The following is a 22,683-nucleotide window of genomic DNA, read 5'->3' on the forward strand; positions in this document are numbered from 1 at the left end:
CCGGCGAAAGCCGGCCTTGTTGTAAGCATTCAATGTTGCCGCGGTTGGCAGTTTGTTAACAATTCTGTAAACTCTCGCGGTGAAATGTCCCGGCGGATATAGGGCATTAGAGCTTGGGAAAAGCTTTCTCCTGACTGCCGGTAATCAAACAAGAGGTCATGATGAGTACAGAGATTAAAACTCAAGTCGTGGTACTTGGGGCAGGTCCTGCAGGTTACTCTGCAGCCTTCCGTTGCGCTGATTTAGGTCTGGAAACCGTAATCGTTGAGCGTTACAGCACCCTCGGCGGTGTTTGTCTGAACGTAGGCTGTATCCCGTCAAAAGCGCTGCTGCACGTCGCCAAAGTGATCGACGAAGCAAAAGCCCTGGAAGAGCACGGTATCGTGTTTGGCCAGCCGCAAACTGACATCGACAAAATTCGTTCGTGGAAAGAGAAGGTTATTAACCAGCTCACTGGCGGCCTCGCAGGCATGGCGAAAGGTCGTAAAGTGAAAGTGGTTACTGGCCTCGGCAAATTCACCGGTGCTAACACGCTGGTGGTTGAAGGTGAAGGTGGCGCAACCACCATTAACTTCGATAACGCGATCATCGCGGCCGGTTCTCGTCCAATCGAACTGCCATTCATTCCGCACAACGATCCGCGCGTGTGGGACTCTACCGATGCGCTGGAACTGAAAGAAGTGCCGAAGCGTCTGCTGGTAATGGGCGGCGGTATCATCGGTCTGGAAATGGCCACCGTTTATAAAGCGCTGGGTTCAGAGATCGACGTGGTTGAGATGTTTGACCAGGTGATCCCGGCTGCCGATAAAGACGTGGTGAAAGTCTTCACCAAGCGTATCAGCAAGAAATTCAACCTGATGCTGGAAACCAAAGTCACCGCTGTTGAAGCGAAAGACGACGGTATCTACGTCTCGATGGAAGGCAAAAAAGCACCAGCTGATGCACAGCGTTACGACGCGGTGCTGGTGGCGATTGGTCGCGTACCGAACGGTAAAGGCCTTGATGCCGGTAAAGCTGGCGTGGAAGTGGACGATCGCGGCTTCATCCGCGTCGATAAGCAGATGCGCACCAACGTACCGCACATCTATGCTATCGGCGACATCGTGGGTCAGCCAATGCTGGCGCACAAAGGTGTGCACGAAGGCCACGTAGCGGCGGAAGTGATCTCGGGCCTGAAGCACTACTTCGATCCGAAAGTGATCCCATCCATTGCTTACACCGAGCCAGAAGTTGCCTGGGTTGGTCTGACCGAGAAAGAAGCCAAAGAGAAAGGCATCAGCTATGAAGTCTCCACCTTCCCGTGGGCAGCTTCAGGCCGTGCTATCGCTTCTGATTGTGCAGACGGTATGACCAAACTGATCTTCGACAAAGAAACTCACCGTGTTATCGGTGGTGCGATTGTCGGTACCAACGGCGGCGAGCTGCTGGGTGAAATCGGTCTGGCGATTGAAATGGGCTGTGATGCCGAAGATATCGCCCTGACCATTCACGCGCACCCAACGTTGCATGAGTCTGTCGGCCTGGCTGCCGAAGTGTTCGAAGGTAGCATCACTGACCTGCCGAACCCAAAAGCGAAAAAGAAATAAGTTTGCGCTTTGAATAAATTAACGGCTCCTTTAAGGAGCCGTTTTTTATTAGCGGTTCTATTTAAATAAACAAGTAAAAAAGGCGCGTGAGCTAACACATGCGCAATGCCGGAATAGCGGGAGCGAACCCCCGCTAGTGAAGTTTTACTGTTGTGCTTCGTAAGCCATAACAGCCGATAATTCAGCAGTGAATATCCGTAATCGTAACTCGCAGAGTGAACTGCGATTAACCAGACACAATCCTAATAGAATGAGCCCGCTGATAATCAGCTTGCTGAATATAGACTTCATAGTCACGTTCCTCTTGATTTAGCACGAGCAAGCGACTACCCTGACATTTCTCACGTGTAGGGAAGTGCGCTTGCCCGTGCGGTTAATGAAAGTTAACTGCACGGTTTCCGCTCTCCACAACCTACCTCAATAATTTCTGACTTAAGGCAGATTGCCTCAAGCGCCCGCAGGCAGTCTACGCCAAACTTCTTTTATTTCACCTTAATTTTTAAATTATTTATAATTAATGGATTTATATATTATCTAACCATTTAAATAGAATGCGTAATGGGTGTTTTTAAATAAAGGTTAATTTCTTTAAGCCAATCAATAAAATGCCTCAGTGGCGCGGAAAGATATTTACGACTCGGATAATAGAGCCAGAATCCTTCTTCTAACTGAGTGAAGTCCGCCAGTATTTCCACTAACTCACCGCGAATTAAATCTTCCCGCACCGTACCTTCATGCAGAAAGGCAATGCCCACGCCCGCACGCGCTGCCTGTAATATCCGCTCATTGTTATCCAGCACCAGCGACCCTTTTACCGCCACTTCCTGTTTGCGGCCATCCTGCCAGAATTCCCAGCGATAACGTCGTCCACTGGGAAAGCGTCGCTCAATGCAGGGAAACTGCAGCAGCTCAGCGGGTTGCTGTGGCGCCATGCTGCGCAATACGCCGCGTGGATCGCTGCGCAAGTCGTTGAGCTTGTCCACCGCTTGTGACAGATCGGCAAGCGCAGGCAAAGGGCGTTCTCCGGCTTCGGTGAGCGGCACTTTGCGTGTGGTGCGATTAAGCAGCCGCACACCCAAACGCGCTTCGAAATGGCGCATCGCGTGGCTCAGACTGGAGGGCGTGATGGCCGATCTGGTGCGGGAAGGGAAGGTGAGGTATCTCGGTTTGTCCGAGGTTTCATCCGCTACCTTGCGCTGCGCGCATGCGGTGCATCCGATTTCGGCGCTGCAAAGCGAATATTCGCTGTGGTCACGCGATCCGGAGCAAGACGTCCTCGCTACCTGCCGTGAACTGAACGTCGGCTTTGTACCGTATAGCCCGTTGGGACGCGGCTTCCTCACCGGGAAATTCCCCGCCACCACAACCCTGGCGGAAGATGACTTCCGTCGTTCACTGCCGCGTTTTCAGCAGGATGCGCAGGCGCATAACCAAAAGTTAGTGAATCAGCTCACTGAGATGGCCGCAGGTTATGACGCAACCCCCGCTCAGCTGGCGTTGGCGTGGGTGCTGGCCAAAGGCGAGTTTATTGTGCCGATTCCCGGTGCCAGCAAAATTGCCCATCTGGAACAGAACTGCGCCGCCGCCGATTTAGCATTACGCCCGGCGGATGTCGCCACGCTGGATGAGGTGTTTAGCGAGAAAAACATTCTGGGCAAGCGCTATAACAACAGCGAGTTTGTGCTGGTCGATCGTTAATACTCTTCCTCGAAAATGAGAACAAGCAGGCCTTCAAAGCCTGCTTTTTTATGTGATCCCGCTCAATTTGCAGATGAAGCTGCTAAAAAATGCACGAATGTTGCTTTTTTGTAAACAGATTAACAATCAGGCGAAATGCTGCTATGCTGCCCCACGCGGAACCGGGCACCTCACCCTACTGTTCGACAGCATCAAGGGGTGCACCGGAAAGCTATACAATGAGAGCGAGGAGAACGTCGTGCTAGAAGAATACCGTAAGCACGTTGCCGAGCGTGCTGCCCAGGGAATCGTACCTAAGCCGTTAGATGCTTCCCAGATGGCCGCGCTGGTTGAACTGCTAAAAAACCCGCCAGCGGGTGAAGAAGAATTCCTTACCGACCTGTTGGTCAATCGTGTTCCACCAGGTGTTGATGAAGCGGCGTATGTCAAAGCCGGTTTCCTGGCAGCTGTCACTAAGGGCGAAGCCCACTCTCCTCTGGTTACTCGCGAAAAAGCCGTTGAGCTGCTGGGCACCATGCAGGGCGGTTATAACATCCATGCGCTGATTGAAGCGTTAGAAGATGAAGCCTTAGCCCCCATCGCTGCCGAAGCCCTGTCTCACACGCTGCTGATGTTCGATAACTTCTACGATGTCGAAGAGAAAGCCAAAGCGGGTAACCCACACGCGAAAAAAATTATCCAGTCCTGGGCCGATGCCGAATGGTTCCTGAAGCGTCCAAAACTGGCTGAAAAAATCACTACCACCGTGTTCAAAGTGACCGGCGAAACCAATACCGACGACCTCTCTCCGGCGCCGGATGCATGGTCACGTCCGGATATTCCACTGCACGCGCTGGCAATGCTGAAAAACGCCCGTGAAGGCATCGAACCCGACGATGCGGGTAACATTGGCCCGATCAAACAGATCGAAGCACTGCAAACCAAAGGCTTCCCGCTGACCTATGTCGGCGACGTGGTCGGTACCGGTTCTTCGCGTAAATCTGCCACCAACTCGGTGCTGTGGTTTATGGGCGACGATATCCCTTACGTGCCAAACAAAAAGGGCGGCGGTCTGTGCCTCGGCGGTAAAATCGCTCCCATCTTCTTCAACACCATGGAAGATGCGGGTGCCTTGCCAATTGAGCTTGACGTAGATCGTCTGAATATGGGCGATGTCATCGACGTTTACCCATACAAAGGTGAAGTGCGCAATCACGAGACGGATGAAGTGCTGGCGACCTTCGAGCTGAAGACCGACGTGCTGCTGGACGAAGTCCGTGCTGGCGGTCGTATTCCGCTGATCATCGGTCGTGGCCTGACCACCAAAGCGCGCGAGTCATTGGGTCTGCCGCACAGCGATGTGTTCGTGCAAGCCAAAGATGTTGCCGCCAGCACCCGTGGTTACTCACTGGCGCAGAAAATGGTTGGCCGGGCGTGCGGCGTAGACGGTGTCCGTCCAGGCGCGTACTGCGAACCAAAAATGACCTCAGTCGGTTCTCAGGACACCACCGGTCCAATGACCCGTGATGAACTGAAAGACCTGGCGTGCCTCGGCTTCTCAGCTGACCTGGTGATGCAGTCATTCTGTCACACCGCCGCCTATCCGAAGCCGGTTGACGTGACCACCCACCATACGCTGCCAGACTTCATCATGAACCGTGGCGGCGTCTCGCTGCGTCCGGGTGATGGCGTTATCCACAGCTGGCTGAACCGTATGCTGTTGCCCGATACCGTTGGTACCGGCGGTGACTCACACACCCGTTTCCCAATTGGTATTTCCTTCCCGGCAGGTTCTGGTCTGGTAGCGTTTGCTGCTGCGACCGGCGTAATGCCGCTGGACATGCCGGAATCGGTACTGGTGCGCTTCAAAGGCGAAATGCAGCCGGGCATCACCCTGCGCGATCTGGTACACGCGATTCCGCTGTACGCGATCAAAGCGGGCCTGCTGACCGTTGAGAAGAAAGGTAAGAAAAACATCTTCTCTGGCCGCGTGCTGGAAATCGAAGGTCTGCCGAAACTGAAAGTTGAGCAGGCATTTGAGCTGACCGATGCCTCGGCTGAGCGTTCTGCTGCTGGCTGCACCATCAAGCTGGATAAAGAGCCGATCATCGAGTATCTGAACTCGAACATCGTGCTGCTGAAGTGGATGATCTCGGAAGGCTACGGCGATCGTCGTACGCTGGAGCGCCGCATTGAAGGCATGCAGAAATGGCTGGCCGATCCGCAACTGCTGGAAGGCGATGCGGATGCAGAATACGCGGCGGTGATCGACATCGATCTGGCCGAGATTAAAGAGCCAATTCTGTGCGCACCGAACGATCCAGACGACGCGCGTTGGTTGTCTGACGTGCAGGGCGAGAAGATCGACGAAGTGTTTATCGGTTCGTGCATGACCAACATTGGTCACTTCCGCGCGGCCGGTAAATTGCTGGATGCCCATAAAGGCCAGCTGCCAACCCGCTTGTGGGTTGCGCCGCCAACCAAAATGGACGCCGCACAGCTGACCGAAGAGGGCTACTACAGCGTCTTCGGTAAGAGCGGTGCGCGTATCGAGATTCCGGGCTGTTCACTGTGCATGGGTAACCAGGCGCGTGTGGCGGACGGCGCGACGGTGGTTTCCACCTCGACCCGTAACTTCCCGAACCGTCTGGGTACCGGCGCGAACGTCTTCCTGGCGTCGGCTGAACTGGCGGCGGTCGCTTCGCTGCTTGGCAAGCTGCCAACGCCGGATGAGTATCAGCAGTTCATGCTGCAGGTTGATAAGACCGCGGCTGACACTTACCGCTACCTCAACTTTGATCAGCTGGGACAATACACTGACAAAGCGGATAGCGTGATCTTCCAGACTGCCGTTTAATCGGCTATCGGGATGAACAAGGGACGATGAAAATCGTCCCTTTTTTTTATGCCCTTTTTTCCGCTGACATCTCCAGGCATAATGCGAGCGCGATCCCACTTTATTCAGCGTGCTGCGCACAAAATGCATTTACACGGTGCCGCGCGGCGCGCCATCAGTATGAGGCAAACCCATGGAGTACGAATTTCTGCGTGATTTGACCGGTCAGGTCAAAGTGCGTATGTCGATGGACCACGAAGCGGTGGGGCACTGGTTCAACGAAGAGGTCAAAGACAATCTGCCGTTGCTGGATGAGGTTGAGGCCGCCGCCCAACAGGTGAAAGGCACTATCAATCAGTGGCAGCGTGTCGGGCATGAATACACGCTGTGGCTGGATGAAGAAGAGGTGATGATTCGCGCCAACCAGTTGGCGCTGGAAGATGACGGCATGGAAGAGGGCATGACCTATTACGATGAAGAGAGCCTCTCTTTCTGTGGCGTCGAAGATTTTCTCGCGGTGATTGCCGCTTATCGGCTGTTTATCGCCGGTAAATAACCCTGGGTCGCCATTAATGGCGACCCAGCCGATCACCGCGCCGCGCCGCTTGCAACCGAATGTGAATCTGAAACCTGTTCCTCATCGACGATAGGTTCAACGTTACCCATCAGGAACAGATAGTTAAGGATGCCAATCACCACCAGCACCGCCGAGAACACCAGCGCCCAGGTAAAATGACCGGTTGCGCCAACTATCGCGCCGGTAATGATCGGTCCCACCGCGCCGCCCATGTTGGATACGGTATTCTGCAGGCCCGCGACAATCGACACGCTGTTTTGCGGCGCCACATCACCCGGCAACGCCCACACTTGTGATGCCGCTACGGTGGTGCCGGATTTGGCGATACACAGCAGCAGCACGGTCATAAACACCGAATCAGTGAACGGGGCAAAGCCGATGCACAGCGCCATCAACAGGCCGATGGTGAGAAACAGTTTGCGTGTGGCGGTCAGCGACAGCACTTTGTTATGCACCATGCGATCCGATGCCCAACCCGCCAGCACTTCAATCACCATGCCGCAGATCAGCGGCAGCGCAGCCACCATCCCCATTTTGAGAAAATCCATACCTTTATCTTTCACCAGATAGGTCGGCAGCCAGGTGATAAAGAAATAGGAGGTGTAATTGATGGTGAAGAAGCCAATGCACATCGCCCAGATATTGCGGTAGCGCAGCAGTTTGTACCACTTCATCGGACGCACGCTTTTATCGCCGTGCTTCTGCGCCTGGCCGCCACGGATGAAGCGCACTTCTTCTTTACTGATCGACTTATGATCTTCCGGGTTCTCGGCGTAGATAAAGTACCAGGCAATCACCCAGAACAAGCCGAGCGCACCAATCGCCAGGAAGGTCAGACGCCAGTCGAACAGGGCGATCATAAAGACGATCAGCGGCATGGCCACCGCACCACCAAATTTGGAGGCACTGTCGAACAGGCCAGAAACCGTGGCGCGTTCGCGATCCGGGAACCAGCGCGCGGTAATGCCCGCGTTGCTGGGATAGGCGGCGGCTTCACCGACGCCGAGCGCTAAACGTAGCGCCAGCAGCGATTTAAAGCCGGTCGCCAGTCCCATCGCCATGGTGGCGATCGACCACCAGCCGACGGCGATACCAAGCCCTTTTTTCTGGCCGAAGCGATCGGCAAACCAGCCCGCTGGGATCTGCAACAGCGCATAAGACCAGAAGAACGCCGCCATGATGAAGCCCATCATTTCAGGATTGATATCGAGTTCTTTGATCAGATGCGGAGCCGCTGCCGAGAGAACGGTGCGGTCAATGTAGTTAATGGCGATGGCCAGCCACATCAGGCCAGCAATCCACCAACGGATACGACTCGAGCGCGCAGAGTTAGTCATAGTAATTATCCACTCGAAAAAGGTTACAGGATAAGGCGGCGTGTTATTCCAGCCCGTTCATCACGTTGATTGGGCGTTCGCCCTGTTGGATGCACTGCACAATTTGCGTCACGCAGCGTTCACCAATCGCGCTGATCGCACCGTCGGTGTAACCGGCAATGTGCGCAGTAGGAATGAAATTGCTGAGCGTGAACAGCGGATGCTCGCTCAGCGGTTCCTGCACAAACACATCAGCCGCCGCACCGGCAATCACGTTATCCAGCAGCGCCTGATAGAGATCCTGCTCGTTCACCACGCCGCCGCGTGAGGCATTAATCAGGAAGGCTGTTTTCTTCATGCGTTTGAGGCGTGCGGCATCAAACAGATTGTGCGTTTTGTCGGTAAGCGGCATGTGCAGAGTGATGAAATCGCTGGTTGCGGTCAGCTGATCCAGCGTGACGAATTCGATACCGTGCTCGGCAGCAAACTGCTCATCGGGATAATAATCGAACGCGATCACCCGCATGTTGAAGCCTTTGGCGCGCAGCGCAACCTGCTTGCCAATATTACCCAGCCCGATGATGCCCAGCGTTTTGCCGTAGACGTCGGTGGCAAATATTCGCGGCCAGCTACCCGCGCGAGTTTCGATGGCGGCTTGGGTGATCTGACGCGCGCTGTTAAGGATCAAAGCAAAGGCGAAATCAGCGACAGCATGTTTATTGGCATCCGGCACGTTGGTGACGTAAATCCCGCGTGCACGCGTGGCATCCAGATTGATGTTGTCGACGCCAACGCCGTGCTTACAGACGATTTTCAGCTGCGGTGCTAACGCCAGCAGCTCTTCGTTGATGTCGGTAAAAGCCACGATCAGCGCCACGGTGTTAGCCAGATGCGGCTCAAGTGCGCTTAGCGGCGCATCGGCGGGCAGCATGATCAGCTCAAAACCGTGCTGCTGAAGCGTTGCTATCGGCGTCGCGTCATATTTCGCAAACGACGGTGAAGTGCAGATGACTTTCATAATTCTTCCCGATGTTGAAAAAAACAGATAACAGCCGGTGCCAGGGTCGCCATTGATGACGACCTGGCTGGCTACTCACCTGAAAATTACTGCAAATACTGATTCACAATCTGGCGGATCTTCTGCTCTTCTTCGGCAGAGAAACTCACCGCGTAGCGGCTGTCGCCAACCTCAAAGCCCAGCAGCGTCACCGCTTTTTTTACTGCGGCGGGAGAGAAGCCCACGCTATACAGATCGGTGCGCAGACCGGTGACATTCTCCTGCGCCAGGCGCGAACCTTCGATATCGCCGGCATGAAAGCGTGCCCAAATCGCATTGATCTCTTTAGGCGCCACGTTAGCGAGACCCGAAATACAGGCCGAGCAACCGTCGACAAAGCCCTGATGAATCAACGAATCCGGGCCGTTCAGCACATCAAAACTGTCGATTCCTACAGCCGCTTGCAGGAAGCCGCTCAGGCTTTCATAGCTGCCGGCGCTGTCTTTGATGCCGATGATGTTCGGGTGCGCGGCCAGCGTGCGTACGGTTTCTGGCTGCAGCGTGTTGCCGGTGCGTGCCGGAATGTTGTAGAGGAACAGCGGCACGTCGATGGCGTCGGCCACCGCGCGATAGTGGGCAATCAGCTCTTCCTGTTTCAGTGGCACGAAATAGGGCGTGATCACCGAAACCGCATCCACGCCCAGCTTCGCCACTTGTTTCCCAAGGCGAATGGTTTCACGCGTGGAGATCTCGCCAATGTGCGCCACCACCGGCGCGCTGCCGTTCACTTCATCAACGCAGGTTTGCGTCACCGCCAGCTTCTCCTGTTCGTTCAGCACGAAGAATTCGCCGTTGGTGCCGCCGCAGAAGATGCCGTTGCCAGCGCTTAACTGACGTTTAACCTGTTCGCGTTGGGCGGCTGGATTGAATGCGCCGTCGCGATCGAAAGTAGTGACGATGGCGGTTAACACGCCCTGAATTTTCTTGCTCATGTTGTCCTCGATAATCCTTAGTGATTCAAAGCCGGAAATAGCGTCAGGTAGACGTTGCGTACGTCATCGGCGCCCACTTTCATCGGTACATTCTTCATCAGGCGCTGCACGTCGAGCGCGGCTTCCACCAGATACGGCAGATGATCCGGGCCGATACCCAGCTCTTCCAGGCTGGCGGGCAGCTTCAGGCGTTTCACCAGCGCGGCAAAGTACGCCACCAGCGCGTGGGATTTGGCTTCGTCGTCCAGCGAGGTATCGGCATCCGGTAGCAAATCGTAAACCTGAGCGAATTTGCTCACCGCCGCCGGACGCACAAAGCGCATGCAGGGTGCGAGCAGAATGGCATTGGCGACGCCGTGCGGCAGGTGATATTTGCCGCCCAGCGGATAAGACATCGCATGTACCAGATGCGTACCGGCATGCGCAATCGATGCGCCACCGTAATAAGACGCCCACAGCATATTCAGGCGCGCTTCAAGGTTATCCGGCTCAGCGAGGGTGGTTTCGAGGCTGGCAAACAGCTTTTTCATGCCGATCAGCGCATAGTTATCGCTCACCGGATTCGACACGGTAGCGGTAAAGCACTCGATTAAATGGCACAGCGCATCGATACCGGTTGAAGAGGCGATGTGCGGTGGCATGCTGGTGGTGAGCTCTGGCACCAGCGCGACATAATCTGGCAGCATCACCGGCGAGATTATGCCGACTTTGGTCTCTTTCTCAGGGATTGCCAGAATCGCATTGGGCGTGGCTTCTGAGCCGGTACCTGCGGTAGTGGGGATCAGCAGCGAAGTGGTGCGCGTCTGCGGCTTTTCACCCGCCAGCAGCGCGTCCAGTGTTGGCGCGCCTTCAACACACAGAATCGACAGCAGCTTGGCGACGTCCAGTACGCTGCCACCGCCGACGCCAATCACCAAATCCACATCAGTACTCGGCAGCGCGGCGACAATGGCCGCCACATCGTGCTGGCTGGGCTCTGGCGGCACCGTATTGACGATGCTCAGGCTGGCAATCTGCTGCTTCAGCTGGGCGATTAGCGTCTGCACCGCCGGAATGCCTTCGATATTCTTATCGGTCACCAGCAGCGCTTTTTCTTTACCTTGCAGTAAATAGCTGAGGTCATTAAGCGCCTGAAAGCCACTGATCACGGTGCTGTTGATATTCATCTCTTACCCTTACGTTTTTTGCGCTGAATGATTAAGTTTGCTCATGCAGCGCGAGGTCTATCACTACAGTGCCTAATTTTATAGGACAAATTGATTTCGATTAATTTGATCTTGCTCACATATAATCAATCATGATTGAATATAATCATTGCAGCACGACAGCGGCCGGAACAGGAGAGAGCATGACTTTACCGCCATGGAAAACGCCAGTCCTGGTGATTGCCGATGATTTTACCGGCGCCAATGACGCGGGCAGCGGGCTGGCACAAGCCGGGGCGCGAGTGCATGTGCTGTTTGATAGCAGCACGCCGCATGACGCTGATGTCGCCGATGTGCTGGTCATCAGCACCGATAGCCGTGCGCTCAGCGAACAGGAAGCGGCCCGGCGCACGCGGGCGGCGATTGAGCAACATCAGGCCATCGCTAATGACGGTTGGTTGTTCAAGAAGATTGATTCCACGCTGCGCGGCAATCCCGGCGCGGAAATCGCCGCCGCAATGCAGGCCAGCGGCAAAACATTAGCCTTAGTGGTGCCGGCGGTGCCGAAGCTTGGACGCACCACGCGGGCGGGGGAAGTGTGGATCCACCAGCAACGTCTGATCGACAGCGAATTCGCCAGCGATCCTAAAACGCCGGTCACCAGCGGCCATGTGCTGACGCGATTGCAGATGCAGAGCGCCTTGCCGGGGGAAACCCTCGATCTCGCCACGCTGCGTGGCGACCAGCTGGCGCAGGTGCTGGCCAGCAAGCAAGGTTTGCTGGTGGTGGATATCGAGCAGGACGCCGACATTGCCTTATTAATGGCTGCGGCAGCCACGCTGGAGACGCGTCCATTGCTGGCCGGTGCGTCCGGGCTCAGCGATGCGCTTGGCGCGATGCTGGCGGCGCGTCAGCCGCGTCCGGTGCTGGCGGTGGTTGGCTCGATGAGCGCGATTGCGCAGCAGCAGATTACGTGCCTCGCCAGCCAGCGCGACATCCGCGTTATCGATATTGATATCCGCCAGCTTTTTGCCCAACCGGCCTGGCCGCAGGCTGAACAGTGGCAGCAGGCGATGCAGCAGGCGCTGCACGACGGCGCGCATTGCGTGGTGCGCACTACGCAACATGCCGATCAGCGCCACGAGATCGAGCAGTTGTGCCAACAGCATCAGGTTTCACGTCAGCTATTGGGCGAGCGCATCTGCCAGTTTCTCGCGCAGTTAACCCGCCGCGTGTGCCGCAGGGCGCAGCCTGCCGGGCTGTATCTCTCTGGCGGTGATGTGGCGATTGCCGTGGCGCAGGCGTTTGGCGCGAGCGGTTTCCAGATTCAGGGCCTTGTGGCGGGCTGCGTGCCGTACGGGGTTTTGCTTAACAGTGAATTACACCTGCCGGTGATGACCAAAGCAGGTGGCTTTGGTGACGAAAACACCCTGGTAGAAGCCATTCGTTTTATTGAGGAGAAGTCGAGTGAGTAAAATTATTGCGATTACCATGGGCGATCCGGCGGGCATTGGCCCGGAGATCATCATTAAAGCGCTGGCAGAAGGTGAGTTAGCGGGCGTGCCTGCGGTGGTGGTGGGTTGCGCCAACACGCTGCGTCGGGTAATGGGACTCAATGTCACGCCGCAGGCTGAACTGCGCGTGCTCGACCAGGTCAAGGATGCGCACTTCGCGCCCGGCATCATCAACGTGATTGATGAGCCGCTGGCGGATGCCGCCGCGCTGCAGCCCGGCGTGGTGCAGAAAGAGGCGGGCGATTTGGCCTGGCGCTGCGTGAAACGCGCCACCGAACTGGCGCTGGCTGGCGAGGTGCAGGCGATTGCCACCGCACCGTTAAATAAAGAGGCGCTGCACTCGGCGGGACATATTTATCCCGGCCACACCGAACTGCTGGCGCAGCTGACCAACACCAAAAATTACGCCATGGTGCTCTACACCGATAAGCTGAAAGTGATTCATGTCACCACGCATATTGCGCTGCGCAAGTTCCTCGATACCTTAAACGGCGAGCGCATTCAGACGGTGATCGGCATGGCCGATGGCTTCCTGCGCCGCGTCGGTTTCGACAAGCCGCGCATCGCCGTGGCGGGCGTCAATCCACATGCCGGTGAAAATGGTCTGTTTGGCGATGAAGAGATCACTATCGTCGCGCCTGCTATCAAAGCGATGAAAGCGCAGGGCATCGACGTCAGCGGCCCGTGCCCGCCTGATACCGTGTTCCTGCAGTGTCAGGAAGGGCAGTACGATATGGTGGTGGCGATGTACCACGATCAAGGACACATCCCGCTGAAACTATTAGGTTTTTATGATGGTGTGAATATCACCGCTGGCTTGCCGTTTATCCGTACTTCAGCGGACCACGGCACCGCATTTGATATCGCCTGGACAGGTAAAGCGAACTCTGCGAGCATGGCGATCTCCATTAAACTCGCGATGCAGCTTGCATAGGGAAATATGAAGGGACAAAGCCGTCTCGACCAGATTATGGACTATCTGAAGAGCCATAATTTGGTCACTGTTGAACAACTGGTGAGCGCTATTTCCGCCTCGCCAGCGACGATCCGCCGCGATCTGATCAAGCTGGATAAAGAGGGCGTTATTAGCCGCAGCCACGGCGGCGTTACGCTGAATCGCTTTATCCCCAATCAGCCGACCACGCTGGAGAAGATGCAGCGCAACCTCGCCGAGAAGCAGGCCATCGCGCAGTTTGCCGCCAGCTACGTGCAATCGGGTGATGCGGTGGTATTGGATGCCGGCACGACCATGCTGGAGCTGGCGCGCCAGCTGACGCACCTCAAGCTGCGGGTGATCACTGCCGATCTGCACATCGCGCTGTTTCTGTCCGAGTTTAAGCAAATCGAAACCACCATTATTGGTGGACGCATCGATGATTCCAGCCAGTCATGTATTGGTGAACATGGACGCCGCCTGCTACGCAGCATCAATCCCGACATCGCCTTTGTCAGCTGCAACTCGTGGAGCATCGAACGCGGGATTACCACGCCAACCGAAGATAAAGCCGGATTGAAGATGGATCTGCTGGCTAATGCGCGCCGCCGCGTTCTGCTGGCGGACAGCAGCAAGTACGGTTCATGGTCACTGTATTGCGCCGCGCCGATTGATAGCCTGACCGATGTGGTGACGGATGCGCGTCTGGATGAAGCGGTGTGCCGCGATCTGCGCGAGCGAGGTATTGGATTGGAGTTAACGGTTTAGATTTAGATTGAGATTGTGCTGGCTGTCCCCCATCCCGGCCTTCCCCCGCCAGCGGGGGAAGGAGACGCTGCCACTTGCAACCTCGGAGCTGCATATTGCAGCATCTTCCTCCCCCACTTGTGGGGGAGGACCGAGGTGGGGGACAGCGAGCACCAACCGAGGAGGGGGACTGCGGGCACCAACCGAGTCAGCGTACAGCGGGCACTCAGAATTACTTAACGTAAGCCAGCAAACTCAGCGAATCGCGCGCCAGCGACTTACACTTCTTGTCGTTGGTAATGGCGATACCGCTCAAATCCTTGTAGCTCTCTTCGCCCAGCGACTTCATGTTGTAATTGCTGTAGTTGCTTAAATCCCAACGGTTTTGTTGGGCGAAAAACACCAGCGCTTTACGAATCTGAGCGTCCGGCAAATCCTGATAGCCACAATCGTTCTTGAGATAAACGAACACGGCGGTGAGGTCGGCCAGATCTTCTGCTTCGGATTCGCTCAGGGCAAAACTGGTGGAGGAGAAGCCAAGGAGTCCCGCCAGCAGCAGGATCTTGATGCTTTTCGTCATAATGATTCTCAACAAGGGACAATTTATTGACGTTAGCACAGTTATTGCCGGTATTCCGCTAAATTTGCCCTTTCGGGCCATTCCCACCATTTTTATCAGCGCATTCTGTTTCAGGACTTGACCCTCCCGCAGGGTAAAGGTTTACGCTGTGCCCTTATTCACGACAAGGATAAGAATATGCAACGTCGTCATTTTCTAAAGTTGACTGCCGCACTCAGCGCCGCCGGTGCGCTGCCGCTATGGAGCCGCTCACTAATGGCCGCCACGCGCCCATTATTGCCGATTCCCTCTATTTTGCAGCCTGATGCCCGCGGGCAATACACCTTGACCGCCATGACCGGTAGCAGCCAATGGAATGGCAAAGCGGTGCCTACCTGGGGATACAACGGTGGATTGCTCGGGCCTGCGCTGCGTCTGCAACGTAAAAAAGCGGTTACGGTGAATATCCATAATCAGCTGCCAGAAGCCACCACCTTGCACTGGCATGGGCTGGAAATTCCCGGCGACGTCGATGGCGGCCCGCAAGGGATTATTGCACCCGGTGCAACGCGTCAGGTGAGTTTCACCCCTGATCAACCCGCCGCGACCTGCTGGTTCCATCCGCATCTACACGGTAAAACCGGTTATCAGGTGGCGCAAGGTCTGGCCGGTTTGGTGCTGCTGGAGGATGAAGCGTCCGGCAAATTGCGTCTGCCAATGCAATGGGGCGAAGATGATGTGCCGCTGATTTTCCAGGATAAGCAGTTGAATAAAGCGGGAACGCAAATCGATTATCAGCTCGATATCATGCGTGCCGCCGTCGGCTGGTTCGGCGATATGATGCTGACCAACGGCGTGCAATATCCGCAGCATGCGGTGCCGCGCGGCTGGCTGCGTCTGCGGTTACTCAATGGCTGTAACGCGCGTTCGCTGCATATCGCCACCAGCGATCAACGTCCGCTGTATGTGATCGGCAGCGACGGCGGTTTGCTGGCCGAACCGGTGAAAGTGGAGAGCTTGCCGCTGCTGCCGGGCGAACGTTTTGAAGTGCTGGTGGATACGTCAGATGGCAAAGCCTTTGACGTGGTGACGTTGCCAGTCACGCAGATGGGCATGACGCTGGCACCGTTCGATCAACCGCTGCCGCTGGTCAACATTCTGCCGCTGCGCGTGCTGGCCAGCGGCACGTTACCGGACAAGCTGGTGGATCTGCCACCGATTCCTGCCACCGAAGGTCTGCAAAGCCGCTGGCTGCAGCTGATGATGGATCCGCAGCTTGATCAGCAAGGCATGCAGGCGTTGATGGATCGCTACGGCGATAAAGCCATGGGTGAGATGAAAATGGATCATGGCAATATGGATATGAGTCACAGCGCCAAGCCGATGGATCATGGCGACATGGCGATGGATCACGGCAGCCACGGTAAAACCGCCGCCTACGATTTCCACAACGGCAACAAGATCAACGGTCAGGCATTTAACATGACCAAGCCGATGTTCAATGTCGAATTGGGCAAGCTGGAGAAGTGGACGATTTCCGGTGAAGGCGATCACATGCTGCATCCGTTCCACATTCACGGCACGCAGTTCCGCATCCTGTCAGAAAACGGCAAGCCGCCCGCGCCGCATCGCGCCGGCTGGAAAGACATGGTTAGCGTTAACGGTTGGCGCAGCGAAGTGCTGGTGCGCTTCAACTATGTCGCTAACGCCGACAATGCCTACATGGCGCATTGTCATCTGCTGGAACATGAAGATACCGGCATGATGCTCGGTTTTAGCGTCAGTTAACCGAGGCTTCCAGCGCCAGGCGCATATCCTCAATCAAGTCGTCAGGATGTTCGATACCAATCGACAAGCGCACGGTCGCGTCGGTGATGCCAATGCGTTGCCGCACATCCTGCGGCACGCCCGAATGGGTGGTGCTGGCAGGATGGCTGGCGAGCGATTCGGTGCCGCCGAGGCTCACCGCCAGCTTGAACAGTTCCAGCGCATTCAGGAAACGGAACGCCGCCGCTTGCCCGCCACGAATATCAAACGAGAAGGTTGAGCCCGCGCCGCTGCACTGGCGCTGCCAGGTTTTGCCCGCCGGACTTTCAGCCGCCAGATATGGCAGCCAATACAGTTTTTCCACCTGCGGATGATCGCGCAAAAACGCCGCCACTTTCTCGGCATTGCTGGTGGCTTTCTCCATGCGCAGCGACAGCGTTTCCAGCGAGCGACCAATCATCCAGCTGGAGTGCGGATCCAGCTGCGTGCCGATGGCGCTGCGCAGCGAACGCACTTTGCCGACCAGCGCTTCGCTCCCCAGTACCGCACCGGCAATCAGATCCGAATGGCCGCCGACATATTTGGTCAGGGAATAGAGCGACAAATCCGCGCCGTGCTGCAACGGACGTTGAAACAGTGGGCCGAGCAATGTGTTATCGCAGGCGAGAATCGGCCGTGAACCTTGCTGCTGCGCAATCACATCCGCCACCTGCTGCATCAACTGAATATCCACCAAACTGTTGGTCGGATTGGCGGGCGTCTCAATCAAAATCAGCGCCACGCGTCCGCGCTGCCACGCCAGTTTCGCCGCTTCATGCACTTTATCTTCGTCGGTGCCATCGCTGAATCCCACTGCTTTGATCTCTAAATCGTGCAGCGTTTTGCTCAACAGCGTTTCGGTGCCGCCATACAGCGGCTGGGAATGCAGAATCACTTCACCCGGACGCGCAAATGTCAGCAGCGTGGTGGCAATGGCCGACATGCCGGAAGAGAACAGCGCCGCGCTTTCCGCGCCTTCGTACACCGCCAGCCGATCCTCCACGATTTCGCTGTTGGGATGGTTGAAGCGCGAGTAGACCAGCCCGCCAGTTTTGCCTTCTGGCGGTTGTTTGCGTCCGGCGACGAAATCGAAAAAGTCCTGTCCCTCTTCGGCGCTGTTAAACACAAAGGTGGAGGTAAGAAACACCGGCGGTTTCACCGCGCCTTCCGATAACTGCGGATCGTAACCGTAATTCAGCATCTGCGTTTCCGGGTGCAACGCGCGCGTACCAATCGTGGTTTTTTTACTGGATGAAGCGGTCATAGGAACTCCAGAACTCGGCGGTGAAAGGGCGGACAGGTTCCTACAGTTAACGCCAGTGCGATAAATTTCGCCACGGAATCGTTTGCGTTCTGTGCGCGGCGTTAGACGCTGGCTCGACTATGATAGACTTCGTGGCTTTCCAAAAACCGTAACTGGACGCATGCAATGAAACATACCGTCGACGTGATGATCTCCGAGCAAGAGATCGCAACCCGAATTGCCGAACTGGGCAAGCAGATTAACGAGCACTACCGCGACAGCGGCAGCGAAATGGTGCTGGTGGGTTTGCTGCGCGGCTCCTTTATGTTTATGGCCGATCTGTGCCGCGCCATCGACGTGCCGCATGAAGTCGACTTTATGACTGCGTCAAGCTACGGCAGCGGTATGTCGAGCAGCCGCGATGTGAAAATCCTCAAAGATCTCGATGAAGATATTCGTGGCAAAGATGTGCTGATCGTGGAAGACATCATCGATTCCGGCAACACGCTGAGCAAAGTGCGTGAGATTCTGCGCCTGCGCGAGCCAAAGTCACTGGCGATTTGTACTTTGCTGGATAAGCCCGAGCGCCGCGAAGTGGATGTCACCGTCGAATACGTGGGCTTCACCATTCCCGATGAGTTCGTGGTGGGCTTTGGTATTGATTACGCTCAGCGCTATCGCCATCTGCCGTATATCGGCAAAGTTATCCCGACCGGTGAATAACCGCACAATCGTCCAAGGCTAATCTCCCCCGCCTGCGATACACTGCGCAGCCCGTGAGTCAACGACTTAGGGGCTGGCTTCACTCTCTGCTAAACTCCATTGATTTCTTAATGTTAATGACCGCGACATCGTTCGTGCGCATTACCATTTTCATAGGCCTTTGATGTCTCTACAACAAGGTATGGATTCGCAATGACATATGCACTGGAAATTTCCGGGCTGACCAAAACCTATCCCGGCGGCGTACAGGCGCTGAAAGGACTCGATCTCAACGTGGAAGCGGGCGATTTTTACGCTCTGCTGGGGCCAAACGGCGCCGGAAAATCCACCACCATCGGTATTATCAGCTCGTTAGTGAATAAAACCGGCGGTAGCGTGCGCGTGTTTGGCTATGACCTGCAAAAAGACGTGGTCAACGCCAAGCGTCAGCTTGGGCTGGTGCCGCAGGAGTTCAACTTCAACCCGTTTGAAACCGTGATGCAGATTGTGGTCAATCAGGCCGGTTACTACGGCGTTGAACGCGCCGAAGCCAATAAGCGCGCGGAAAAATACCTCAATCAGCTCGATCTGTGGGGCAAACGCAACGAACGTGCACGCATGCTTTCGGGCGGTATGAAGCGTCGTCTGATGATCGCGCGTGCGCTGATGCATGAGCCGAAGCTGCTGATCCTCGACGAACCGACCGCGGGCGTAGACATCGAACTGCGCCGTTCAATGTGGAGTTTCCTGAAAGAGCTGAATATCAAAGGCACCACCATCATCCTCACCACGCACTATCTGGAAGAGGCGGAAATGCTGTGCCGCAACATTGGCATTATTCAGAGCGGCGAGCTGGTGGAAAACACCTCTATGAAGGGATTGCTCTCTAAGCTGCAATCCGAAACCTTTATTCTCGATCTGGCACCGCGCAGCCCGCTGCCGCAGCTGGAGGGCTTCCAGTATCGTCTGGTCGATACCTCTACGCTGGAAGTGGAAGTGATGCGCGAGCAAGGTCTCAACAGCGTGTTCAGCCAGCTGAGCGCGCAGGGCGTGCAGGTGCTGAGCATGCGCAATAAAGCGAACCGCCTTGAGGAGCTGTTCGTCAGCCTGACACAGGGAAAAACAGGAGTGAAAGCATGACGCACTTGTATTGGGTGGCGCTCAAGAGCATCTGGAGCAAAGAAATTAACCGCTTCGCCCGCATCTGGATTCAGACGCTGGTGCCGCCGGTGATCACCATGACGCTCTACTTCATCATCTTCGGCAACCTGATTGGTTCACGCATCGGCGATATGCACGGTTTCAGCTACATGCAGTTTATCGTGCCGGGCCTGATCATGATGGCGGTGATCACCAACGCTTACGCCAACGTGGCGTCATCGTTCTTTAGCGCCAAGTTCCAGCGCAACATCGAAGAACTGCTGGTGGCGCCGGTACCAACCCACATCATCATCGCCGGTTATGTCGGCGGCGGCGTGGCGCGCGGCGTGTGCGTGGGGATTTTGGTGACCGCGATTTCGCTGTTCTTCGTGCCGTTCCACGTGCATTCGTGGTCGATGGTAGCGGTGACGCTGCTGCTGACGGCGATTCTGTTCTCGCTGGCGGGCCTGCTGAATGCGGTATTCGCGCGCACCTTTGACGATATCAGCCTGATTCCGACCTTCGTGCTGACGCCGTTAACCTATCTCGGCGGCGTGTTCTACTCGCTGACGTTGCTGCCACCGTTCTGGCAAGCGGTGTCGAAGCTGAATCCGGTGGTGTATATGATCAGCGGCTTCCGTTACGGTTTCCTCGGCATTAACGATGTGCCGTTGGTGTTTACCCTGTCGGTGCTGATCGCCTTTATCGTGGTGTTTTATGTGTTGGTGTATTCGTTGATTCAGCGTGGCAGAGGATTGCGGACGTAAAAAAACAAGGGCGCGGTATAAAAACCGCGCCCTTGTTATATCAGGCGACCTGAACCGGTAACGCTTTGGCGAGGCGCTTCATTTCGTTATCGCCTTCAAAGTAGGCGACTTTCGGCTGCCAGCTGCGCGCGACTTCATCTTCTACCTGCACGTAAGAGCAGATGATCATGATATCGCCGGCGCAGGCGCAACGCGCGGCGGCACCGTTGACTGAGATAATCTTCGAGCCACGTTCAGCGGCAATCGCGTAGGTGGAAAAACGCTGACCGTTGGTGACGTTGTAGATGTCGATGGCTTCGTATTGCAGAATGCCAGAGGCGTCGAGGAAATCCTGGTCAATGGCGCAGGAACCTTCGTAATGCAAATCTGCCTGAGTGACTTTAACGCGATGCAGTTTGCCTTGAAGTACGGTGCGAATCATAACTGTCTAACCTTGTTAAGCTGCCAATAAACGACGGAAAACTACTCCGTCAGATCCACTTGCTGATTATCAATCAGACGCGCATTGCCGAGCCATGCGGCCATCAGAATCACCGCGCGCTGGCTGTCCACGTTGAGCGCTTGTAAGGTTTCGGCATCGCAAATCGCCAGTCCATCCGGACGGAAACCCTTCTCGCGCAACGCCACTTCCGCGTGCTCGATAATCTCTTCGACATGGCGCTCGCCGTTGCTCAGACGTTCGGCCATGCTGTTCATCACCTGGCTGAGACCGGCGGCGATGTTACGCTCGTCGGCGGTGAGATAGCCATTGCGCGAACTCAGCGCCAGGCCATCTTTCGCGCGCACCGTTGGCACGCCCACAATCTCGATATCGAAGCCCATATCCGCCACCATCTTGCGGATGATTGCCAGCTGCTGAAAATCCTTCTCGCCAAAGCAGGCGATGTCAGGCTGCACCAGATTAAACAGTTTGCTGACGATGGTAGAGACGCCACGGAAATGTCCTGGACGGCTGGCCCCTTCCAGCAGCGATGATAAACCCGGCACTTCCACGAAGGTTTGGCTATCAAGGCCTTTTGGATAGACATCCGCGGGCGCGGGGGCGAACACCAGATCCACGCTATGACGATTCAGCTTCTCACAATCGTCCTGCAGCGTGCGCGGATAGCGCGCCAGATCGTCGGGACGATCAAACTGCATCGGGTTAACGAAAATCGAGACCACCACAACGTCGGCGCGCTCGCGCGCTTCATCGACCAACGTCAGATGACCGTCGTGCAGGTTGCCCATGGTGGGCACCAGCGCGATACGTTTGCCTGCCTGACGCCAGCGACGAATTTCACGACGCAGCATCGGCAGTGTTTCAATGATCAGCACTGCAAATCTCCTGATTTACTGGAAACTGTGTTCAGCGGCAGGGTAGCGGCCCGCTTCAACGTCGGCGATATATTGGCGAATCGCCGCGCGAATGTCGCCGGTTTCAGCGAGGAAATTTTTGGCAAATTTGGGAATGTGGCCGCCGGTAATGCCAAAGGCGTCGTGCATCACCAGAATCTGACCGTCAGTGACGTTGCCCGCACCGATGCCGATCACCGGCACCGACAGCGCTTTGGTGACGCGCTCCGCCAGCGCCACCGGCACGCACTCCAGCACCAGCAGCTGCATACCGGCGGCTTCCAGCGCTAGCGCATCGGCCAGCAGACGTTCAGCGGCAGCTTCATCGCGGCCCTGCACTTTATAGCCACCGAAGATGTTCACCGATTGCGGCGTCAGGCCTAAGTGGCCGCACACCGGCACGGCGCGCTCGGTGAGCATACGCACGGTTTCCGCCAGCCACTCGCCACCTTCCAGCTTCACCATATTGGCGCCCGCGCGCATCAGCTGTGCGGCGTTAGTGAACGTCTGTTCCGGCGTGGCGTAACTCATAAACGGCAGATCGGCCATCAGCAGCGCCAGCGGCGCGCCACGGCGCACGGCGGCGGTGTGATAGGCGATATCGTTCACGGTGACCGGCAAGGTCGATTCGTGGCCCTGCACGGTCATGCCGAGCGAATCACCAATCAGCATCACCTGAATGCCTTCATCGGCAAACAGGCGGGCAAAACTGAAGTCGTACGCCGTCAGCGTGGCAAATTTGCGGCCGCTGGTTTTGAGTTGGCGTAAATGGGAGAGGGTTGTTGGTTTCATCACACGCTCCAGAGTTTT

The 22,683-nt window shown here is 56.1% G+C and carries 21 protein-coding genes and 1 pseudogene; 11 read left to right on the plus strand and 11 right to left on the minus strand.

Annotated elements, in window-relative coordinates:
* The first annotated feature begins 161 nt into the window (after positions 1–161).
* Positions 162–1,586: a dihydrolipoyl dehydrogenase gene (gene lpdA / locus NQH49_RS03660; protein WP_008108560.1), complete on the plus strand. Its 1,425-nt coding sequence runs from the start codon at positions 162–164 to the stop codon at positions 1,584–1,586.
* A gap of 144 nt (positions 1,587–1,730) precedes the next feature.
* On the opposite strand, the gene NQH49_RS23520 is transcribed toward lpdA, so the two are convergent.
* Positions 1,731–1,877 carry a Hok/Gef family protein gene (locus tag NQH49_RS23520; protein ID WP_137385164.1) on the minus strand — a complete coding sequence of 49 codons (147 nt, stop codon included), beginning with the start codon at positions 1,875–1,877 and terminating at the stop codon, positions 1,731–1,733.
* Positions 1,878–2,128: 251 nt separating this feature from the next.
* Entirely contained in the window at positions 2,129–2,806 is a 678-nt protein-coding gene (locus NQH49_RS03665) for a LysR substrate-binding domain-containing protein (protein WP_372340030.1), read from the minus strand.
* On the opposite strand from NQH49_RS03665, the pseudogene NQH49_RS03670 reads away from it, so the two are divergent.
* The 3 genes and pseudogenes from NQH49_RS03670 to yacL all read left to right on the plus strand — a co-directional run.
* A pseudogene (locus NQH49_RS03670) lies at positions 2,706–3,284 on the plus strand (aldo/keto reductase); the annotation flags it as partial. The gene NQH49_RS03665 and the pseudogene NQH49_RS03670 sit on opposite strands and share 101 nt — an antisense overlap.
* A 238-nt stretch (positions 3,285–3,522) precedes the next feature.
* Positions 3,523–6,120, plus strand: coding sequence for a bifunctional aconitate hydratase 2/2-methylisocitrate dehydratase (gene acnB / locus NQH49_RS03675; protein ID WP_256695628.1), 2,598 nt, complete (start codon positions 3,523–3,525; stop codon positions 6,118–6,120).
* 172 nt (positions 6,121–6,292) lie between these two features.
* Positions 6,293–6,655 carry a protein YacL gene (yacL, locus tag NQH49_RS03680; protein ID WP_008108552.1) on the plus strand — a complete coding sequence of 121 codons (363 nt, stop codon included), beginning with the start codon at positions 6,293–6,295 and terminating at the stop codon, positions 6,653–6,655.
* Positions 6,656–6,687: 32 nt separating this feature from the next.
* Here yacL and NQH49_RS03685 read toward each other — a convergent pair whose 3' ends face one another.
* From NQH49_RS03685 to NQH49_RS03700, 4 genes are all read right to left on the minus strand, one after another.
* Positions 6,688–8,013, minus strand: coding sequence for an MFS transporter (locus NQH49_RS03685; protein WP_256695630.1), 1,326 nt, complete (start codon positions 8,011–8,013; stop codon positions 6,688–6,690).
* 43 nt (positions 8,014–8,056) lie between these two features.
* Positions 8,057–9,010 carry a phosphoglycerate dehydrogenase gene (locus NQH49_RS03690; RefSeq protein ID WP_256695631.1) on the minus strand — a complete coding sequence of 318 codons (954 nt, stop codon included), beginning with the start codon at positions 9,008–9,010 and terminating at the stop codon, positions 8,057–8,059.
* Between the two features lie 86 nt (positions 9,011–9,096).
* Positions 9,097–9,981 carry a dihydrodipicolinate synthase family protein gene (locus tag NQH49_RS03695; RefSeq protein WP_256695632.1) on the minus strand — a complete coding sequence of 295 codons (885 nt, stop codon included), beginning with the start codon at positions 9,979–9,981 and terminating at the stop codon, positions 9,097–9,099.
* Between the two features lie 17 nt (positions 9,982–9,998).
* On the minus strand, positions 9,999–11,147 hold the full coding sequence (locus NQH49_RS03700) for an iron-containing alcohol dehydrogenase (RefSeq protein ID WP_256695633.1): 1,149 nt from the start codon (positions 11,145–11,147) through the stop codon (positions 9,999–10,001).
* A 182-nt stretch (positions 11,148–11,329) separates the two neighbouring features.
* On the opposite strand from NQH49_RS03700, the gene dtnK reads away from it, so the two are divergent.
* From dtnK to NQH49_RS03715, 3 genes are read left to right on the plus strand one after another with little or no spacing between them, the layout of a single operon-like run.
* On the plus strand, positions 11,330–12,601 hold the full coding sequence (dtnK, locus tag NQH49_RS03705; RefSeq protein ID WP_256695634.1) for a D-threonate kinase: 1,272 nt from the start codon (positions 11,330–11,332) through the stop codon (positions 12,599–12,601).
* A complete protein-coding gene (locus NQH49_RS03710) occupies positions 12,594–13,574 on the plus strand; it encodes a D-threonate 4-phosphate dehydrogenase (protein WP_256695635.1) in 981 nt (326 codons plus the stop codon). Before dtnK ends, NQH49_RS03710 begins: the two co-directional genes overlap by 8 nt.
* A gap of 6 nt (positions 13,575–13,580) precedes the next feature.
* On the plus strand, positions 13,581–14,342 hold the full coding sequence (locus NQH49_RS03715; protein WP_176970675.1) for a DeoR/GlpR family DNA-binding transcription regulator: 762 nt from the start codon (positions 13,581–13,583) through the stop codon (positions 14,340–14,342).
* 211 nt (positions 14,343–14,553) lie between these two features.
* Here the strand turns inward: NQH49_RS03715 and NQH49_RS03720 are convergent, their stop codons facing one another.
* Entirely contained in the window at positions 14,554–14,901 is a 348-nt protein-coding gene (locus NQH49_RS03720) for a YacC family pilotin-like protein (RefSeq protein WP_007888732.1), read from the minus strand.
* 177 nt (positions 14,902–15,078) lie between these two features.
* Here NQH49_RS03720 and cueO point away from each other — a divergent pair, with 177 nt between their 5' ends.
* Entirely contained in the window at positions 15,079–16,668 is a 1,590-nt protein-coding gene (cueO, locus tag NQH49_RS03725; RefSeq protein ID WP_256695636.1) for a multicopper oxidase CueO, read from the plus strand.
* Here the strand turns inward: cueO and NQH49_RS03730 are convergent.
* Positions 16,661–17,950 carry a cystathionine gamma-synthase family protein gene (locus NQH49_RS03730; RefSeq protein ID WP_256695637.1) on the minus strand — a complete coding sequence of 430 codons (1,290 nt, stop codon included), beginning with the start codon at positions 17,948–17,950 and terminating at the stop codon, positions 16,661–16,663. The genes cueO and NQH49_RS03730 overlap by 8 nt on opposite strands.
* A 165-nt stretch (positions 17,951–18,115) precedes the next feature.
* Between NQH49_RS03730 and hpt the strand changes: the two genes are divergently transcribed.
* The 3 genes from hpt to NQH49_RS03745 all read left to right on the plus strand — a co-directional run bounded on the left by hpt (position 18,116) and on the right by NQH49_RS03745 (position 20,538).
* The gene (gene hpt / locus NQH49_RS03735) at positions 18,116–18,652 is read left to right on the plus strand and encodes a hypoxanthine phosphoribosyltransferase (protein ID WP_176970671.1); all 537 of its coding nucleotides are present in this window, start codon (positions 18,116–18,118) and stop codon (positions 18,650–18,652) included.
* 192 nt (positions 18,653–18,844) lie between these two features.
* Complete coding sequence (locus NQH49_RS03740; protein WP_008108526.1) at positions 18,845–19,771, plus strand: ABC transporter ATP-binding protein; 927 nt, start codon at positions 18,845–18,847, stop codon at positions 19,769–19,771.
* Complete coding sequence (locus NQH49_RS03745) at positions 19,768–20,538, plus strand: ABC transporter permease (protein WP_256695638.1); 771 nt, start codon at positions 19,768–19,770, stop codon at positions 20,536–20,538. Before NQH49_RS03740 ends, NQH49_RS03745 begins: the two co-directional genes overlap by 4 nt.
* Positions 20,539–20,578: 40 nt before the next feature.
* On the opposite strand, the gene panD is transcribed toward NQH49_RS03745, so the two are convergent.
* Genes panD through panB form a run of 3 tightly spaced genes read right to left on the minus strand, consistent with a single transcriptional unit; the run spans position 20,579 to position 22,665 of the window.
* On the minus strand, positions 20,579–20,959 hold the full coding sequence (panD, locus tag NQH49_RS03750) for an aspartate 1-decarboxylase (RefSeq protein WP_007888760.1): 381 nt from the start codon (positions 20,957–20,959) through the stop codon (positions 20,579–20,581).
* 41 nt (positions 20,960–21,000) lie between these two features.
* Positions 21,001–21,855, minus strand: a complete 855-nt coding sequence (panC, locus tag NQH49_RS03755; protein ID WP_256695639.1) for a pantoate--beta-alanine ligase — start codon at positions 21,853–21,855, stop codon at positions 21,001–21,003.
* A 15-nt stretch (positions 21,856–21,870) separates the two neighbouring features.
* Positions 21,871–22,665, minus strand: a complete 795-nt coding sequence (gene panB / locus NQH49_RS03760) for a 3-methyl-2-oxobutanoate hydroxymethyltransferase (protein WP_256695640.1) — start codon at positions 22,663–22,665, stop codon at positions 21,871–21,873.
* Positions 22,666–22,683: the final 18 nt, after the last annotated feature.

Source organism: Pantoea trifolii (genome assembly GCF_024506435.1).
In the GTDB taxonomy this organism is placed as follows: Bacteria; Pseudomonadota; Gammaproteobacteria; order Enterobacterales; family Enterobacteriaceae; genus Pantoea; species Pantoea trifolii.

Coding starts and splice junctions, on each gene's coding strand:
- lpdA (WP_008108560.1), top strand. CDS start 162: ATGAGTACAGAGATTAAAACTCAAGTCGTGGTACTTGGGGCAGGTCCT.
- NQH49_RS23520 (WP_137385164.1), bottom strand. CDS start 1,877: ATGAAGTCTATATTCAGCAAGCTGATTATCAGCGGGCTCATTCTATTA.
- yacL (WP_008108552.1), top strand. CDS start 6,293: ATGGAGTACGAATTTCTGCGTGATTTGACCGGTCAGGTCAAAGTGCGT.
- NQH49_RS03685 (WP_256695630.1), bottom strand. CDS start 8,013: ATGACTAACTCTGCGCGCTCGAGTCGTATCCGTTGGTGGATTGCTGGC.
- NQH49_RS03690 (WP_256695631.1), bottom strand. CDS start 9,010: ATGAAAGTCATCTGCACTTCACCGTCGTTTGCGAAATATGACGCGACG.
- NQH49_RS03695 (WP_256695632.1), bottom strand. CDS start 9,981: ATGAGCAAGAAAATTCAGGGCGTGTTAACCGCCATCGTCACTACTTTC.
- NQH49_RS03700 (WP_256695633.1), bottom strand. CDS start 11,147: ATGAATATCAACAGCACCGTGATCAGTGGCTTTCAGGCGCTTAATGAC.
- dtnK (WP_256695634.1), top strand. CDS start 11,330: ATGACTTTACCGCCATGGAAAACGCCAGTCCTGGTGATTGCCGATGAT.
- NQH49_RS03715 (WP_176970675.1), top strand. CDS start 13,581: ATGAAGGGACAAAGCCGTCTCGACCAGATTATGGACTATCTGAAGAGC.
- NQH49_RS03720 (WP_007888732.1), bottom strand. CDS start 14,901: ATGACGAAAAGCATCAAGATCCTGCTGCTGGCGGGACTCCTTGGCTTC.
- cueO (WP_256695636.1), top strand. CDS start 15,079: ATGCAACGTCGTCATTTTCTAAAGTTGACTGCCGCACTCAGCGCCGCC.
- NQH49_RS03730 (WP_256695637.1), bottom strand. CDS start 17,950: ATGACCGCTTCATCCAGTAAAAAAACCACGATTGGTACGCGCGCGTTG.
- hpt (WP_176970671.1), top strand. CDS start 18,116: ATGAAACATACCGTCGACGTGATGATCTCCGAGCAAGAGATCGCAACC.
- NQH49_RS03740 (WP_008108526.1), top strand. CDS start 18,845: ATGACATATGCACTGGAAATTTCCGGGCTGACCAAAACCTATCCCGGC.
- NQH49_RS03745 (WP_256695638.1), top strand. CDS start 19,768: ATGACGCACTTGTATTGGGTGGCGCTCAAGAGCATCTGGAGCAAAGAA.
- panD (WP_007888760.1), bottom strand. CDS start 20,959: ATGATTCGCACCGTACTTCAAGGCAAACTGCATCGCGTTAAAGTCACT.
- panB (WP_256695640.1), bottom strand. CDS start 22,665: ATGAAACCAACAACCCTCTCCCATTTACGCCAACTCAAAACCAGCGGC.